Here is an 18245-nt window from a genome sequence, read left to right as displayed (position 1 = left end):
TTTACCAACCTCTATATTATTCAAAAATAGAATTTAAAATTTCATCTTTGTATAATAGTTCTTTTGCCTCTTTTCTATATTCTTCTTCATGAATAAATGTATGTCTATTAGGTTTTATGCTAGGCGCAATGTCAATAGCCTTTTCAAAGTCTTCTCTTTTAATTTTTAATGTTTTTACATAATTCCAAAATCCTGTGGTAGTTAATACTTCATTCACCCTTTTATATCTATGTTCTTGAACTTTACTCATAATATATGTAGCAATTCCAACCTGTACTCCATGAAGCTGTGGCTCATCTAATATCTTATCTAAAGCATGAGAGATCAAATGTTCACTACCACTAGTTGGAGAACTATTCCCAGCTATCTCATTGGCTATTCCACTCATAGCAAGAGAATCTACTAACTCTTTTAAAAACAAGTCATCTTGTATGGACTTAAATGGAGTTCTAATAAAACTATTTACTGCCTTTTTAGCTATCATTAATGCAAAATCATCTAATTCGCCTACACCTTTATCAGCTTCATAAATCCAATCATATAAAGCTGTTATCTTAGAAATTAAATCACCTATTCCTGAATAAATGAACTTTTCAGGTGCACTTTTTATTACATCTAAATCAACTACTATTCCATAAGCTAACCTTGCCGGTACTGAGGTTCTCTTACCATCTACAAGTAATGATGCACTAGAACTTGAAAACCCATCACTAGATGATGATGTTGGTACACTTATAAATGGTATTTTTCTTAAGAAACCAACATACTTTGCCACATCAATTACCTTGCCTCCTCCAATACCTATAACTGCATCTGTATTATTAGGAATTGAAAAAGCTAACCTTGTAATATCCTCAATATCGGTAGTATCTAGTTCTTCATGATGCAAAAGCTCTATATCTTCTTTTTCTAAGGACTCAAACACTATATGTCCAAACAATTCAATAAGACCATTACCAAAAAATATACACACTCTATTAAACTTATTTTCACTTAAGAACTCACCTAAATATCCTAAAGTACCTCTCCCAACCTTTAAGAAAGCTGGTATAGAAATACTATGTGCTTTTACCTTCATTCTTCTATTACCCCCTTTTCAATTAAACTTTTTTCTATATCCCTATAATCACTCATAGGTATAAAATTTACACCTTCCTCTTGTAACATTCCTTGAAGTGTTCCCTTTGCAAAGCATGTATCTGCTAACTTACATGGTGGAATATCTGGAGCACTATCACCTGCATAATAAACATATGAATATTTATGTTTTAAATCAACCACAATCTTACCCTTATCTATTCCATACACCTCAGAATAATATGGATTATTTTCATCTATATTTAAATGAATACCTCTATTTTTATATTCCCCTGGATTAGAATAAACTTTAATATCTGACAGTCCTTTTTCCTTAAGCAATCTATCTATATAGTAACTAGTTCCTGCACTTAAAATAATAAAATCTCCACCAGCTTCTTTTACTTTTTGAATTACTTTATCTGCATTTTTATCCCACTCAATCTTTAATATATCCTCTAATATTTCATCTTCATCTCTGTTAATTGAACTATAAATCTTATGTAAAAAATCCTTATCTTTGTATTCATTCCTACGCCATGCTTTGTATAACTCTTTACCTTCTTCACCTAAGTATTCATCTATTATCATTTTATAAAAATCTTTATTTGTTAATGTTCCATCAAAATCTGATATAAAAGCAAACTTCTTATGTTCCATAATCTATGACCTCCTAAGTTATTTATCTTAGTTTTCCTTAGTTATCTCTCTTTATACTAGACTATATCTTTCTTATTCAGTCCAATGAGATCTGATCCAATTAAATTTAGTCTTCCTGATACCATCTTTCTATTTCTTAATCTATTTTTAACTCTTTACATATGTCTTTATTTATATATTTCATTTAATTTATCCCAACTAACTTTTCTTTACTAAATTATATCATTTATTTCCATATATGTAGATTAATCAAAATCAAAAGATATGCTAAGGGATCTAAACTAAAGCAATAAGAAAAAAGGCTAGTTATTTAATATAAATAACTAACCTTTTAATTTTTATCTTGTCTACACCTTAATATTTCTAACGAAGAATTCAACACAATTCTTAAGCCAAGCACTTATATTAGGATATTCTTTCTTTATTAACATTTTTATATCTTCTATTGGAGTATCTAATGGTAATACATTTGCTCCTTGTGCTTTATTTCCTATAGCTATATTAGCTCTTGCATAATCTCCTATGGCTATATCTGATGCTATAGCCGCTGCTCCAATTGAATATTTTCCTATAGATAGCGCTCCCATAGAAAAAATTCCAATAGATATAGCTCCGATTGAAAAAGTTCCTATAGATATAACACCAATAGCTAGAAGTAATGCTATTGATATAGCTGCTAGACTAATTATACCTATGGCCATACAACCAAAACTTAATACTCCTAAAGAAATAATACCTACTGATACAATTCCATATGATATATTTCCTATAGCAACTATTCCTTTGGCTTTCTTAAATCCTTTGCCTATATTAATATGAATAAGTGGTAAGCCAAGTAATGTCCTTTTGCTCTTATATTCATACTCTAATCTTCCTCCGTGAAGATTTATAATAACTTGAGTTGATTTAGTATCATTATCTATTACCTTAGCATCTGTTTCTTGTAATATATCATACTCATCACCATCTTTAACTAAACTATCAATAGTAACATTATATATATCTGATAATATTATTAATTTCTTTAAATCTGGTATCGATTGTCCAGATTCCCACTTTGAAACTGATTGTCTTGATATCCCTAATTTCTCTGCTAATTCTTCCTGAGATATTCCATTCCTACTTCTTAATAATTGCAGCTTCTCACCTAATTGCATGCCTCTCACCTCCATGAAGAATTATAGTAACTTTTCATATAAAACTCTACCAACTATCCCTTTCTTTTTGTCAACCACCAGTTGCAACTGTGTATTTTCAACTACTTTATTCTAAAATCATTTTTACGTGAGGTATATCAACTTCTTCATATACATCTGAAACCACCTTAAAACCAACTTTTTCATAAAGATCCTTGGCATATAGTTGAGCAGACAAAGTAATCTTATTTTCTTTTAATTCCTTCTGTATAAATTCAATACTTCTTTTCATTAATTCAGAAGCAATTCCCTTTCTTCTATATTCATTTAATACTAATACTCTTCCTATAGCTGCAGTATCATATGTTATTCCACTAGGAATTAATCTAGCATAAGCAACTATCTTCCCTTCATCTTCTAAAAATATATGAAATACCTTTTTATCAACATCATCAAAATCATTCTCTTGATAAATTTTCTGTCCACATACAAAGACTTCATACCTTACTTTACAAATTTCATATAACTCATCTAGCGTTAAATCATAAAATCTTTTTATCTTCCAGTTCATTCTTAAATATTCTCTCCTAACTATCTAGATATTTATATTTTTAAAAATATATAAATATAAGAAGCCACCTTAGTAGCTTCTTAAAAATTTATCTTATTTGTCCATTCCCATAGATAATATATTTTGTAGTTGTTAATTCAGTTAATCCCATTGGCCCTCTTGCATGTAACTTTTGGGTACTTATTCCTATTTCAGCGCCAAAGCCAAATTCACTTCCATCAGTAAATCTTGTTGATGCATTAACATATACAGCAGCAGCATCTACTCTTTGCAAAAACCTTTGAGAATTATCATAACTCTTAGTAACTATTGCTTCTGAATGTCCTGACCCATACTTATTTATGTGTGAAATAGCTTCATCTACATCTTTAACTATTTTAACTCCAATAATATAATCAAGATATTCTTTTCCCCAATCTTCTTCAGTTGCTGCCTGAACATCTTCTATTATAGTTCTAACCTTTTCATCACCTATTACTTGTACATTCTTTTCTCTTAATGCATTAATAACCATAGGTATAAATTTATCAGCAACCTTTTCACTTACTAGAAGCTTTTCTTCTGCATTACAAACAGCTGGCCTACTTGTCTTTGCATTTATAACTATATTTTTAGCCATTTCTAAATCTGCATCACAATCAACATAAACATGACAGTTCCCTGTTCCAGTTTCAATAACTGGTACTGTAGCATTTTTTACTACAGCTTGTATAAGACCTGCTCCCCCTCTTGGTATAAGCACATCTATATATTCATTTAACCTCATCATTTCTGTTGCAACTTCTCTACTTGTATCTTCTACTAGTTGTAATGAATACTCTGGAAGTCCTGCTTCCTTTATTCCTTCCACTAAAGCCTTAACTATAGCCATATTAGAATTTATAGCTTCACTACCACCTCTTAATATAACTGCATTACCAGTCTTTAAACATAACCCTGCTGCATCGCAAGTAACGTTAGGTCTTGCTTCATATATTATTCCTATTACCCCCATAGGAACTCTTTGTTTACCTATTTGTAATCCATTTGGCCTCTTCCACATTGAAGTAACTTCCCCAACTGGATCAGCTAATGCTACTACTTCCTTTAATCCATCTGCCATATCAGCTAATCTTTTTTCATCTAGCTTTAGTCTATCTAACATAGCTTCAGTAGTACCTTTTTCAATAGCCCTGTCTAAATCCTTCTTATTTTCTTTTATTATATAATCCTTATTTTCTAGAAGTTTTTCAGCCATCTTAAGTAAAGCTTCATTCTTTTGTGTTGTAGTTGCATTCATAAGTTCATATGATGCTTCTTTTGCTCTTTGCCCTTTTAAAATTAATTTACTCATTTTTTGCCCCCTTATATTACTTTTTACCTAAAAATAAAGTACCAACGTTTTCTCCTGCTAATATATCTAATAATATATTTGGTTCACTTCCATTAGCTAATACCATATTAACTCCAGCATCTGCAGAAACTTTAGCTGCCGTTAACTTAGTAATCATTCCTCCAGTTCCTAAGTTGGATCCTGCACCACCAGCACATTCTTCTAATTCAGGAGTAACCTCTTCTACTATTTCTAACATCCTTGCATTTTCATTACTTCTTGGATCTGAATCGTAGAACCCATCTATATCTGATAATATTACTAAAAGATCTGCTTTTACTAATCCTGCTACTATTGCAGATAGGTTATCATTATCCCCAAATCTAACTATATTTTCAATTTCATCTATAGAAACCGTATCATTTTCATTTACTATTGGAACTATTCCATTTTCTAATAATGTTTCAAATGTGTTGCATACATTTTCTCTTATGTGATCATCCTCAACAACATCTCTAGTAAGTAAAACCTGTCCTACAACATGGCTATATTCACCAAAGAATTTACTATATATATGCATCAATTCACATTGTCCTACAGCTGCTACTGCTTGTTTTTCTCTTATAGTCTTGGGCTTTTCTTTTAACTTTAATTTGCTTACTCCAACTCCAATTGCACCAGATGTAACAAGTACAACCTCCTTACCTGAATTCATCATATCAGATAATATTCTTGTTAATCTTTCAATTCTTGTTAAATTAATATTTCCATTTTCATAAGTTAGCGTTGAAGTTCCTACTTTAACTACTACCCTTTTTACTTCTTTTAATTGTTTACGAAAGCCCATTTCTACATCCCCTTAATATCTTATTTATAATATTTATATTACTATACCTTTTTTATCTTATCAATAAAAGGGATCTTTACGTCCTTACTTTCTATAAAGCTTTTTATTATTAATTTTAATAAAGAATATATTGGTACTATGCAAAAGGCAACCAATGGTCCTCCTATTGCTGCTCCACCTACTACTAAAAATATATCAGTAATTGGATGTATATTCATTGTTTTTCCCATTATAAATGGAACAACTACTCTTCCCTTTAATGTTTGAGCTATTATAAATAACAATGTTAATTTTATCAACATGTTAAAGCCTATTATTGTTGCAACTATATATGGAATTATCATAGAAATAAAAAATCCTACAAATGGAATAAAAGCTAGTATGAATGTAGTAAATGCTAATAATAATGCACTAGGCATACCTATTATTATGTACCCCACAAAAACCATAGTTGCTAAAGATAATGCTACTATAGCCTGACCTATTATATATGTAGATAGAATATCATCGCATTTAGGCAATAATTTTTCAACAGTATCTTTATATTTTCCTGGGCAATATTTTAAAACAACATTTTTAAAATTATGACCGTCCCTTAATAAAAAGAATGTAATTAATATAACTAATAACACATTAGAAAATAACATCATTCCTTTATCGAATATATCTTTAGCATTTGTAACTAATAATGAAATATAATTCATTATTCCTGTGCATAATGAACTTATTGATGATTGTATACTATCATTGTTCATAACATCATTAGTAAATTCAGATATCTGATTTCTATCTATATAAGTTAGTATTAGTGATTTAAGTTGTAATAACTGAACTACAAGGTATTCTCCAAAATATCTAATAACAGCCGCTAATATAAATGCTGTTATTGATAGTGTTAATAAAGCTGCCTTTGAAGTTTTCATTCCTTTTCTTATGAATATATCATTCAATGGTTTTAGAATATAAAAAAGAAATACCCCAAATATTATAGGTGCTACTATTACTAATAATATAACCTCTAAAAATTCATGTATTATACTAAATTTATCCAACATATATAAGAAAAATATTGTTAAGTTAGCTATAATTAAATTGTTAATAACTTTCTTTTTATCCATAATAAACTCTCCTTTGTTAGGGTTAGTTTATCCATAAAACAATTAAAAATTCTATTTGTGAGATAGTTATATGAAATTTTTTCACAACCTTACGGTTTTTATAGGAACCTTTCAATACGTTTACTTTTATTAATATGATGGCTAAAGGTTCCGAATAAATTTAAAAGGAGTTTAGATAATCATCTAAACTCCTTTTAATATTAATAGAAATTTTAATACAGAATAATACTGGGGATAGTATTATTTCATGAGTCTAAAGTTATCAAAGATTAATTAATCTTGGCAAGTTTCATACTTTCTTTAAATAACTTTAGCTTGATGGCTTAATTCAGCTATCTCTACCTCAATTTTAATATATATACTTTTTAATATAAACCGTAAAATTTAAACGCTGTACCCATACAGCACTATATTTCTTCTCCATTTGATTTAATTACATTCTTATACCAGAAAAAGCTCTTCTTTCTTATTCTTCTTAAATCTTTTAAATCAAACTCATCTCTATTCACATATATGAAACCATATCTCTTTTTAAATCCTTGATGTGTACTAATTAAATCTATAGCAGACCATGGACAATAACCTAATAACTCTACGCCATCAGTTATAGCAAGTTTTGCTTGCTTTATATGCTTTCTTAAATAGTCAATTCTATAATCATCATTTATAGTATCACCATCTTCTAAGTTATCATAAGCTCCCAAACCATTTTCAGTTACTATTAATGGTAAGTTATATCTTCCATATATCTCTCTTAATGTTGTTCTAAATCCTACTGGATCTACCTCCCATCCAAATTCAGTTTTCTCTAAGAAATCATTGTGTGCTCCATTAAATACTCCTAAATCTCCTGTAGCAATTTGTTGATCCCCACCAACAAATTTACCTTCTGAATCATCAATTTTACTTTCCCTAACTGTAGATGTACTATAATAATTAAATGCTATGAAGTCAGGATCTCCCCCCTTTAATATTTCCATATCTCCATCTTCTATCTTAGGTTCAATTCCCTTTTCCTTCATATAGCTCCATGCTATTGCATTGTATCTTCCATATACAGCCATATCTAAGTATAGCCAGTTCCTTATTGCATTAAAATTTTGAGCAGCTAGTACATCCTCTGGTTTTGGTGATGCCGGATATATAGCACTTATATTTGGTGCAGGTCCTATCTTACCACCTTCAACCATCTTATGACATAACTTCATAGTCATAGCTTGCGCAAGCATCATATGATGATTTTGCTGATATAACTCTTTTTGTATATCTTCACAACCCTCATTTACAGTACCTATTGCCGCACCATGTAAAATCATCATATTTTGTTCGTTTATAGTTAACCAGTACTTAACCCTATCTCCAAAATTCTCAAACAATACCTTTGCATATTCTACAAAAGCATCTACTGTATCCCTGTTAGACCATCCTCCTCTTTGTTGTAATACATCTGGTAAATCAAAATGATACATTGTTACTAATGGCTCAATATCATACTTCTTTAACTCATCAATTAAATTATTATAAAATTCTATACCCTTCTTATTAACTTCTCCAGTGCCATTTGGAATAATTCTTGTCCATGATATTGAAAATCTATAAGTTTTAAAACCCATTTCTGCAAATAGTGCTATATCTTCTTTATAGTGGTGATAATGATCGCTTGATACTTTAAAATCAGCTGTTCCTTCTGGTAGCGTTTTAGTATCTTGTACTGATGCTCCTTTTCCATCTTCATTATAAGCGCCTTCTACTTGATAGGCTGATGTAGATGCCCCCCATAAAAAATTCTTTGGAAATTTACTCTCAACTTTATGATACATATTTTATACCTCCTAATTTTCCCTTCTATACCTTCATTCTAATTCATGTTTCTTCTGATTTACACATCCATTTACTCACACTGTACCCAAACAGTTTTTTTACCGCTCAAGCTCTGTATCCATAAGATTTCGCTACTTAAAAATTTTTATAATTTTCTAGACGTTAAAAAAAGCTTGCCGTATCAGCAAGCTTTTATTTATTCTAATAAATTCATAAATCCTTTTCCTAAAACTTCACTTGTAGCATTAACTGTTATAAATGCTTCTGGATCTTCTTTTTTTATAAATTGCTTTAATTGTATAAATTGCCTTCTACTTAAAATAGTTAATATAACAGTATTTTCTCTTCCCGTATATCCGCCTTTACCTTTAAATACAGTGCAACCCCTATCTACATCTTTATTAATGTATTCTACAACCTTTTCTTCCTTTTGAGTAAAAATAAGTACTTGTTTACAAGAATTAAAACCATCTATAAATTTATCTATTAGTGTTCCAATTAAGTAAACACTTAATAATCCAAATAACCCTAGCTCCATACCAAATGTATGCATAGCAAGTAATATTACTATAGAATCAGATATAAGCTGTCCCATACCATATCCAATATGAAAATACTTGCTTAATAATTTAGCTATTATACTAGTTCCACCTGTAGAGGCATCCTGAGTAAACATTATAGCTGTTCCCATAGCTAATAATGCACTACCAAAAATAGTTGCAAGTATTAAGTTGTTTGTTAATGCAAATGATATTCCTGATTTTTCAGTTATAGAAAGTATTGTTGAAAGACCAAATGCTGCATAAATACTCTTTATTCCAAACTCTCCACCAATAAATATAAATGCAACACCAAATAATATTATATTGGCAACAAACATAATAATTCCTGACTCTATTCCAGTTATGTCATGTAATACTAAAGCTAACCCCGATACTCCACCACATGCTATATTATTAGGAAAAAAGAAAAATATAAATGAAGCTACTACCAATAATACTCCAAATGTTATAATCACATACTCTTTTACCTTTTTCATCTTGTTCCCCCTATTATGTATTTATCTACAATATATATTAACACAATAGTATTTATTTTATAGGTTAGAATAGATAATTTAATTTTTTTATATAAGAATTAAATATTTCTAAATCCCTAACTCTTTATATATAGCTTTAGCTACTCCACTATTATCATTAGTATCCGTTATATTTTTAGCGATTTCTTTTATCTCTGGAATAGCATTTTCCATAGCATATGCTTTTTCAAATTCAGTGAATAATGAATAATCATTAAAACTATCTCCAAAAGCTATAACTTCTTCATTTTTTATTCCCATCTTCTCAGTAACTTTCTTTAATATATAACCCTTTTGAGCTCTTTCATCTGTTATCTCAATGTTAGTTATAAAAGATGATAAAACAGCTAAGCCCCCAATATCATTTAACTCTACCTTAGTCTTCTTAATAATTTCTTCATCATTGCTAAATGTAATTATTTTTCTTATTTCTATACTACTTTCTATGAACTTATCAATATCATCTATATACTTAAGTGTTTTAAAATGCTCATGCTCCTTAGCTATTTCTAAGGCTTTATCATAGTCCTGAACCTTTTCAAAGTTTTGTACCCTATAAACCATTTCTTTTAAAGCTTCTTCCTTTGTATTTGTTGTATATGAACCATCACCAGTATATAGTTCAACTATTAAATCTTCTTTACAAAGAATATTAAGTATATCTTTTATTTTTCTTTTATCCATACTTATGCTTTCAATAAGCTCACCATTTTCATCTCTAAACTCTGCACCATTCATAAGTATATACTCACACTTTATTCCATGCTTATCCATAAAAGGTTTTACACCATCATACATTCTTCCTGTTGCTACTATAAAATGTGCTCCTAACTCTTTAGCTTTTAATATAGCCTTTACATTCTCTTCTGTTATATCATGCTGAGAATTTAATAATGTTCCATCCATATCTGACGCTATTACCTTTATCAACTTCATATCCTCCCTTTTCATTAACATTCCTTTAATATTATATCAGATGTTGTCTAGTACTATTATTTAATACTTCCACTACATACTTTCGATAATTAATTCTTTATTTTTTTAATATTTCTATATAATTATTAAATATTTTTGATTATTTATACTATCTTTTTTGTAGAAAGTATAATAAAATATAATCATTGCATAATTATAAATTTAAAGGAGACAAAAATGAATAAAAATTCAAATATAAAAATTTCATCTTTTTTAAAATTTTTTATTCCTTCTATTATAGGTATACTACTTTTTATGATACCTATAAATATAGGTGGTGAAGTTACTATACCAATAGCTTTTCTTTCTAACTATACAGTTAATTTAATTGGTAATGTTCTTCCTTTAATTGCTGTATCACTTATTTCAATTTCCGCTTTAGGAAGTATTTTGGTAAAGCTTATAAAACCTAAAAATAAAGTTTTAAATGAACTTTTTTCTGTTTCACCAATCTGGCTTTTTGCTAGGATAACTGGAATGGTACTTGCTATAATGTCCTATTTTAAAATTGGACCTGAATTTATATGGTCTGAAAGTACTGGCTCTATGATCTTATTTGATCTACTACCAGTATTAGCATCAATATTCTTATTTGCAGGTTTATTTCTTCCACTTCTACTTAATCATGGATTATTAGAATTCGTTGGTGCATTATTTACAAAAATAATGAGACCTATATTTAAATTACCTGGAAGATCATCTATAGATTGTATTACTTCATGGTTAGGGGATGGAACAATAGGAATTCTTTTAACAAGTAAACAATACGAAGAAGGATTTTATACTAAAAAGGAAGCAGCAATAATAGGTACTTCTTTTTCTGCAGTATCTATAACTTTTAGTTTAATGGTTATATCTCAAGTTGGGCTATCTCACATGTTTGTTCCTTTTTACATAACAGTTACTTTAGCTGGTATTATAGCAGCAATAATTATATCTAGAATACCTCCTCTTTCAAGAAAACCAGATACATATATTGATGGAAGCTCTAAAAAGGGAGATGTTGATTTAATTCCAGAAGGATACACTACTTTCTCATGGGGATTATATAATGCATTAAACAAAGCTGAAGAAAATGCTAGTGTTAAAAAGATTTTATTAGATGGATTTAAGAATGTTTTAGATATGTGGATAGGTGTTTTACCTGTTGTTATGGCTATGGGCGGAATTGCAGTTATGATTGCTGAATATACAACATTCTTCCAACTACTTGGAATGCCTTTTATTCCTCTTTTAGAATTACTAAGAATTCCTGAAGCCGTACAAGCTTCTCAAACATTAGTTGTTGGATTTGCTGATATGTTTATTCCTTCAGTATTAGCCTCTTCAATAGAAAGTGAAATAACTAGATTTATAATAGCTGCAACATCAGTAACTCAGCTAATATATATGTCAGAAGTAGGGGGCTTATTATTAGGTTCAAAGATACCTGTTAACTTAAAAGACTTAATAATAATCTTTATTCAAAGAACTTTAGTTACTCTACCTATTATTACATTGATAGCAAACATAATCTTTTAAATAGAAATAAGCCAAGTAAAACTTGGCTTATTTTAATATCTATCGAATAATCCATTAATATCTATAAGTAAATAAACTACTAGTGCTACTAATGCAAATTCATCCTTATTAATTCTTATACTAAGGTGATTATCGTTAAACTTATTTTTTTCATCTATATTAGCTATGACTAATCCATTCTTTAACAATTCAAAACTTCTCTTATGTGTTACTGTTTTACTTACTGTAAAATCTCCAAATATCCCTCTTATATTCATACTTGTAAAGTAATAATTTTTAAATATATTAAAAATTTTTCTTCCTTTATCATCGGATACACTATATTTTTGGAATTCAAAATCATTAACACTACATGTAGTAAGTATTAATTCATTATTTTCTAAATCAAATAACTCAAATTTATTATTATCATCATCACTAATACAATAATAAAATAAACTTTTGCCACTATCATCTTTTATATTATACCTACTTTTATTTCCATAAGCAGAATCTATAATATAATAATTACACCCCATACCTTTTCTCTCCATACTTTATAACTTTAATAGCCTAAATCTATTGTATGCACACATAATCTCCTGACGTCTTGGTTTTGATAATCTTCCGTTTCCACCAACAATTTTATTTACTTTTATTAATCCATTCTTATCTATATAACTCATAATATTATCTACTACTTCTCTAAGCGTTAGCTTATTATCTATAATATTATCTTCAGCCCACTTAATTATCTCTCCTATTGCATATACCTGTTCACTATCTACTAATTGTTCTACTAATTTAAGGTCTATATTTTCCTTATTAATACTTAGACCATCAAGTCCAAGTCCTTTAACCTTTACTCCCTTAGGTCCCTTTTCAATACTACCCTTTTTTACTACTCTATTAAAATCAATATTTATTTCAATATTATTATTTTTTATTCTTTCTAGGATTTTACCACTACTTAATTCCTTAGCTTCATTTGTAACGACCTTTGGCTCATAAGCTTCCATTTGTATAACATTATCTGCTATATCAAAATAATCTCCGGAGCTACCTACTACAATTATAGTTGATAACCCTATTTGTTCATATAATGCTTTAGCTACTTCAATAAAAGGAGTTATTGGTTCGCTATCTTTTGCTACTAATTTCTGCATTATATCATCTCTAATCATAAAATTAGTTGCTGATGTATCTTCATCAATTAAAATTAACTTTGATCCAGACTCTATACTCTCAATAATATTAGCTGCTTGTGATGTACTTCCACTTGCATTATCACTTACAAAGTTCTTTGTATCCTTTTTATTGGGTAAATTATTTATAAATAACGATATGTCATCCTTATGAATAACCCTTCCATCTTCTGCTCTTACTTTCATTGCAGAATCATTAGTTATTACAAATTCTCTTCCATCACCTTCAATGTGATTATATACTCCTAGCTCTAATGCCTTTAGTAAAGTAGATTTACCATGATATCCTCCACCAACAATTAAAGTTATTCCTTTAGGTATTCCCATACCTTTGATCTCCCCTGAATTAGGAGTATTAAAGCTTACCTCTAATTCCTTTGGCGAAATAAATTTAATACCATTCTTAAGAGGCTTTGAAGATATCCCACTTTCTCTTGGTAGTATTGAATCATTTCCTATAAAAGCAACCAACCCATGCTCTTCTAAACTTTGCCTTATATATTGTTGATCTTCAACTAATTCTACTCTTTTCTTTAAAGCATCTTTATTAAGATTGTTATAAATTATTGAATCATCTATTATCTTTGGAAGATACTCATATAATATCTTTTCTAGTTCTCTAGATAATACACTTCTCCCCCTTGAAGGAAAACCAACTTCTATTCTTACTTCTACCTTATCATTATCTATTAATATAGCTGTTCTATCTAATATCTCCTGAGTACACTTACTAATAGAAATCAATCCACTTTTTCCCGATCCAAAAACCTTTGAACTATACTTATTTATATTTTTGTAGAAAATTCTAACTAAAAAGTCTTGAACTGCAACTTTTTTATTATAGTTATCAAATAAATTATTAGGTATTTGAGAATATTTTTGACTCATTATTACTCTAACTCTAGATGGGGATGCAAATGGATCCCCTTGAACATGATCTATAGCTAATTTGTAGTTATTGAAGTCGTATATTCCTTCTAACGACTTATATGCCTTATAACCTCTACCATCTATATCATAAAGCATTTTTCTTAATTCATTTAAGTTCTTCATTTATTTATCACCTTCTGCAAAATATTCATCTACCATGGCTTCCGCTACCCTTCTATACATATTACTCATTGAAACCATAGAACATATAAATAAGAACTTTTCTTCATACTCATTAAATTCTTCACTATCATCTATAATTCCTTTTACACACTTTATCTGTTTATCTATATTTCCCAAAAAATCTTCATAATTAGAATTAGTTATATTTAAATATAACTTATACAGATTTCTTAAATCATATTCTTTATCTTCATCATACTTTTTTACTATATTATCAAATAAGTCTTTAATATCACTTATTGATAGAGATCCTTTTAAATCATATATCATACTCATCAATAATAAGTGTTCTTTGGAATACTTTTTATTTTTTATACTCATTAATAACTTTGCTTTAGCATAATTATTAATCATTGTTTTAGTTAATACCTTATCATTCTCCTTCCTTTTCGAGCTAGATAGCTTTTGTTCAAATATTTGAATTACCTGATCCATATATAAATCTATTTCTGGTATATCTTTCTCTTCTACTCTTTCAGTTAAAGCTAACTTCTTTATTATTTCATCAACTCTTGTTTCAATCATAGTAAATCTCCTTAAACTAGTTTTAAAAACTACTTATTGTTATATTTCAATTTTAATAGTAAATAAGAGATATTTCAAGAAAATGGTATACTTTATTATTTAGAACAGCTATGAAACTTTTTTATTAGATTTGACTATAATATATCTATATATAATAATTTAAATATGATTTCAAGTAGTTATTAAAACTACCTGATTTAGATTGGAGGATTTTATGGATAAATATCTTAGAGAACCAATTAACGGATTAACTCATCTTATAGGGGCTATACTTTCATTAATAGGTCTAATACTTATGATAATAAAAATTTCATTAGATAATGGAACATTACTTGAATATGCTGTTGCAATTATATTTGGATTAAGTATGATTCTTTTATATTCTGCTTCCGCAACTTATCACTCTGTTATATCTAGCGATAAAGTAATAAAAACATTAAAGCGATTGGATCACTCAATGATATTTATACTTATAGCTGGTTCCTATGCACCACCTTGTCTGCTAGCATTACACAATAAAACTGGATATATTCTTTTTGGAATTGTAGCTACTACAGGTGTCTTAGGAATAATTTTCAAAATGATTTGGATTACTTGTCCTAAGTGGGTTAGTAGTGTTATGTATATAACCATTGGTTGGTTTGCTATATTTGCAATTTATCCTTTATCAAAAGCCCTTAATCCTATAGCTATATTTTTATTAGTTTTAGGTGGAATTTTATATACTATAGGTGGAGTTATCTATGCTATTAAATCTGATAAACTAAGAATTGGAGCTTTTGGTGGACATGAAATATTCCATATATTCATAATGCTTGGTTCCCTATGCCACTTCATATGTTTCTTTAAATATATATTGTAATAAGCCTACTCTTCATTAATTCGGATAAGTTCCAAATTAATGAATTAATAAAAGAAAGCATTTGGCTACCTCCATTGCCAACTTGCTTTCTCTTTTTACATTATTAAATCTTCATACTTTCCATTAATTAAATTTAATATATCATCTGGATTTGCTTCAATTTGCATTCCTATCTTTCCACCACTGAAAATAATTTTTTCTAATCCTTTAGCAGACTCATGTATAAATGTTTTATATAACTTTTTCATTCCTATAGGTGAACATCCACCTCTTATATATCCTGTATACTTATTTATATCTTTTACGTGTATCATTTCAACATTCTTTTCACCTGCAACTTTTGCAGCCTTTTTTAAATTTAATTCTTCACTAACAGGAATTACAAATACGTATAATTCTCTTGAGTTTCCTTGTACAACTAATGTTTTAAATACCATACTTACATCTTGTGAAAGTTTGTTTGCAACAGATACCCCGTCAATATGACCATCTCCAGCTTCGTATGCATATGTATTATATTTTATTTTTGCTTTATCTAAAATTCTCATTGCGTTCGTTTTTTGCATAGCTCTACTCCTCATAATTGTTCTTGTTTATTATTATACTCCTAATAATTTTCATTTAAAATATTCTAAGTTCTATCTTTTTCTATCTTATAGTAAAAATTTACTTATATTAAAAACTCTGCTTGTCGATTAAAGCGTTATTCTATGTTATAATAACTGAATGAAATAATAAATGAAATGAGGTAGAAATTATTGATAACAGTATCTAATGTTAGCTTAAGATATGGCGGTAGAAAATTATTTGAAGATGTTAACTTAAAATTTACTCCAGGTAACTGCTATGGTGTTATAGGCGCAAATGGTGCAGGTAAATCTACATTCCTTAAGATTTTATCTGGTGACGTTGAACCAAATACAGGAGAAGTTATTTTGGCTCCAAATACAAGAATGTCTGTATTAAAACAAGAACATAACCTATATGATAATTATCAAGTTTTAGAAACTGTAATTATGGGTAATGAAAGACTTTACCAAATTATGAAGGAAAAAGATGAATTATATGCAAAGCCAGATTTCAGCGATGAAGATGGTATAAGAGCTTCTGAATTAGAAGGTGAATTTGCAGACTTAAATGGATGGGAAGCAGAATCTGAAGCTTCATCCCTACTTCAAGGTTTAGGAATTGGAACTGAATCTCACTACAAAATGGTTTCAGAATTAACAGGTGCTGAAAAAGTTAAAGTTCTTTTAGCTCAAGCTTTATTTGGTAACCCTGGTGTTCTAGTTCTAGATGAACCTACAAACCACTTAGATCTTAAGGCTGTAAATTGGTTAGAAGATTTCTTATCAAAATTTGAGGGTACTGTTATAGTAGTATCCCATGATAGACACTTCTTAAATACAGTTTGTACACATATGGCTGATGTTGACTTTGGTAAAATTAAGTTATTCGTTGGTAACTACGACTTCTGGTATGAATCAAGTCAATTAGCTTTACAAATGGCTAAGGATCAAAACAAGAAGAAAGAAGAAAAAATTAAAGAACTTCAAGACTTTATTGCAAGATTTAGTGCTAATGCATCTAAGTCAAAGCAAGCTACATCTCGTAAGAAGTTATTAGATAAAATTACTTTAGATGATATTCAACCATCTAGCAGAAGATATCCATTCGTTGGATTTAAACCTGAAAGAGAAGTTGGTAATGATATATTAACAGTAAAAGACCTATCTAAAACTATTGACGGAGTTAAGGTTTTAGACAATGTAAACTTTATGGTTAACAAAGGTGATAAAATTGCTTTAATAGGTAATGAAATTGCTGTTACTACACTATTTAAAATATTAGCTGGAGAAATGGAAGCAGATAGCGGAGAATTTAAGTGGGGAATTACTATAACTAACGCATACTTCCCTAAAGATAACTCTCAATACTTCAATGATTGCCACTTATCATTAGTTGATTGGTTAAGACAATACTCTGATGAAAAGGCAGAAAGTTATATAAGAGGATTCTTAGGAAGAATGTTATTCTCTGGTGAAGAAGCATTAAAAGAAGCTTCTGTTTTATCAGGAGGAGAAAAGGTTAGATGTATGCTATCTAGAATGATGCTTTCAAATGCAAATGTATTAATGCTAGATCAGCCTACAAACCACTTAGACCTTGAATCAATTACAGCTGTAAATAATGGTCTTAAAGACTTCAACAGTAATATACTATTTGCTTCACACGACCACCAATTCGTTCAAACAATAGCAAATAGAATTATTGATATTAAGTATGATGGTTCTATAGTTGATAGAAATATGACATTTGATGAATACTTAGAATTTTCTAATGCAATAAACTAATAAAAATAGGTTTCGTATTTTTACGAAACCTATTTTTATTTGCTTCTTACCAATTTGCTTCAAAACCGCATTTTCCCTATAACTTCTTAAC

At 29.1% G+C, this 18245-nt stretch carries 17 protein-coding genes; 3 read left to right on the top strand and 14 right to left on the bottom strand.

Features of this window, described 5'->3' with window-relative positions:
• Positions 1 to 16 precede the first annotated feature (16 nt).
• From I4V16_RS10000 to I4V16_RS09955, 10 genes are all read right to left on the bottom strand, one after another.
• Complete coding sequence (locus I4V16_RS10000) at positions 17 to 1078, bottom strand: iron-containing alcohol dehydrogenase family protein (protein WP_049178331.1); 1062 nt, start codon at positions 1076 to 1078, stop codon at positions 17 to 19.
• Positions 1075 to 1737, bottom strand: a complete 663-nt coding sequence (locus tag I4V16_RS09995; RefSeq protein WP_111937724.1) for an MtnX-like HAD-IB family phosphatase — start codon at positions 1735 to 1737, stop codon at positions 1075 to 1077. Before I4V16_RS09995 ends, I4V16_RS10000 begins: the two co-directional genes overlap by 4 nt.
• A gap of 347 nt (positions 1738 to 2084) precedes the next feature.
• The gene (locus I4V16_RS09990) at positions 2085 to 2894 is read right to left on the bottom strand and encodes a helix-turn-helix transcriptional regulator (protein ID WP_111937725.1); all 810 of its coding nucleotides are present in this window, start codon (positions 2892 to 2894) and stop codon (positions 2085 to 2087) included.
• 106 nt (positions 2895 to 3000) lie between these two features.
• Complete coding sequence (locus I4V16_RS09985) at positions 3001 to 3444, bottom strand: GNAT family N-acetyltransferase (protein WP_049177367.1); 444 nt, start codon at positions 3442 to 3444, stop codon at positions 3001 to 3003.
• Between the two features lie 88 nt (positions 3445 to 3532).
• Positions 3533 to 4777: a glutamate-5-semialdehyde dehydrogenase gene (locus I4V16_RS09980; RefSeq protein ID WP_049177366.1), complete on the bottom strand. Its 1245-nt coding sequence runs from the start codon at positions 4775 to 4777 to the stop codon at positions 3533 to 3535.
• Positions 4778 to 4793: 16 nt separating this feature from the next.
• Entirely contained in the window at positions 4794 to 5603 is an 810-nt protein-coding gene (gene proB, locus I4V16_RS09975; RefSeq protein ID WP_195966672.1) for a glutamate 5-kinase, read from the bottom strand.
• A gap of 41 nt (positions 5604 to 5644) precedes the next feature.
• Positions 5645 to 6721: an AI-2E family transporter gene (locus I4V16_RS09970; protein WP_195966671.1), complete on the bottom strand. Its 1077-nt coding sequence runs from the start codon at positions 6719 to 6721 to the stop codon at positions 5645 to 5647.
• 407 nt (positions 6722 to 7128) lie between these two features.
• A complete protein-coding gene (locus I4V16_RS09965; RefSeq protein WP_195966670.1) occupies positions 7129 to 8541 on the bottom strand; it encodes a glycoside hydrolase family 1 protein in 1413 nt (470 codons plus the stop codon).
• A 197-nt stretch (positions 8542 to 8738) separates the two neighbouring features.
• The gene (locus I4V16_RS09960; RefSeq protein ID WP_195572855.1) at positions 8739 to 9581 is read right to left on the bottom strand and encodes a YitT family protein; all 843 of its coding nucleotides are present in this window, start codon (positions 9579 to 9581) and stop codon (positions 8739 to 8741) included.
• Positions 9582 to 9689: 108 nt separating this feature from the next.
• Positions 9690 to 10550, bottom strand: a complete 861-nt coding sequence (locus I4V16_RS09955) for a Cof-type HAD-IIB family hydrolase (RefSeq protein WP_099329201.1) — start codon at positions 10548 to 10550, stop codon at positions 9690 to 9692.
• Between the two features lie 222 nt (positions 10551 to 10772).
• Here I4V16_RS09955 and I4V16_RS09950 point away from each other — a divergent pair, with 222 nt between their 5' ends.
• Positions 10773 to 12116 carry a YjiH family protein gene (locus tag I4V16_RS09950; RefSeq protein WP_195572853.1) on the top strand — a complete coding sequence of 448 codons (1344 nt, stop codon included), beginning with the start codon at positions 10773 to 10775 and terminating at the stop codon, positions 12114 to 12116.
• Positions 12117 to 12148: 32 nt separating this feature from the next.
• On the opposite strand, the gene I4V16_RS09945 is transcribed toward I4V16_RS09950, so the two are convergent.
• The 3 genes from I4V16_RS09945 to I4V16_RS09935 are packed head-to-tail and all read right to left on the bottom strand — an operon-like array spanning position 12149 to position 14938.
• Positions 12149 to 12634, bottom strand: coding sequence for a hypothetical protein (locus I4V16_RS09945; RefSeq protein WP_099329200.1), 486 nt, complete (start codon positions 12632 to 12634; stop codon positions 12149 to 12151).
• A gap of 18 nt (positions 12635 to 12652) precedes the next feature.
• The gene (locus I4V16_RS09940; RefSeq protein ID WP_049177356.1) at positions 12653 to 14353 is read right to left on the bottom strand and encodes an ABC-ATPase domain-containing protein; all 1701 of its coding nucleotides are present in this window, start codon (positions 14351 to 14353) and stop codon (positions 12653 to 12655) included.
• The gene (locus tag I4V16_RS09935; RefSeq protein ID WP_099329199.1) at positions 14354 to 14938 is read right to left on the bottom strand and encodes a DUF1836 domain-containing protein; all 585 of its coding nucleotides are present in this window, start codon (positions 14936 to 14938) and stop codon (positions 14354 to 14356) included.
• A gap of 214 nt (positions 14939 to 15152) precedes the next feature.
• Here I4V16_RS09935 and I4V16_RS09930 point away from each other — a divergent pair, with 214 nt between their 5' ends.
• Positions 15153 to 15800 (top strand): hemolysin III family protein, encoded by a 648-nt coding sequence (locus tag I4V16_RS09930; protein ID WP_049177354.1) that lies wholly within the window; start codon positions 15153 to 15155, stop codon positions 15798 to 15800.
• A gap of 95 nt (positions 15801 to 15895) precedes the next feature.
• Here the strand turns inward: I4V16_RS09930 and ybaK are convergent, their stop codons facing one another.
• Positions 15896 to 16366, bottom strand: coding sequence for a Cys-tRNA(Pro) deacylase (gene ybaK / locus I4V16_RS09925; RefSeq protein WP_049177352.1), 471 nt, complete (start codon positions 16364 to 16366; stop codon positions 15896 to 15898).
• A gap of 192 nt (positions 16367 to 16558) precedes the next feature.
• Between ybaK and I4V16_RS09920 the strand changes: the two genes are divergently transcribed.
• The gene (locus I4V16_RS09920) at positions 16559 to 18154 is read left to right on the top strand and encodes an ATP-binding cassette domain-containing protein (RefSeq protein ID WP_195572851.1); all 1596 of its coding nucleotides are present in this window, start codon (positions 16559 to 16561) and stop codon (positions 18152 to 18154) included.
• The last annotated feature ends 91 nt before the right edge of the window (positions 18155 to 18245 follow it).

Source organism: Clostridium sp. 1001283B150210_160208_E6, assembly GCF_015669365.1.
GTDB classification, from domain to species: Bacteria; Bacillota; Clostridia; order Clostridiales; family Clostridiaceae; genus Clostridium; species Clostridium paraputrificum.
Note: the sequence above shows the minus strand (reverse complement) of the source record. Positions and strands in the feature narration are given on the sequence as shown.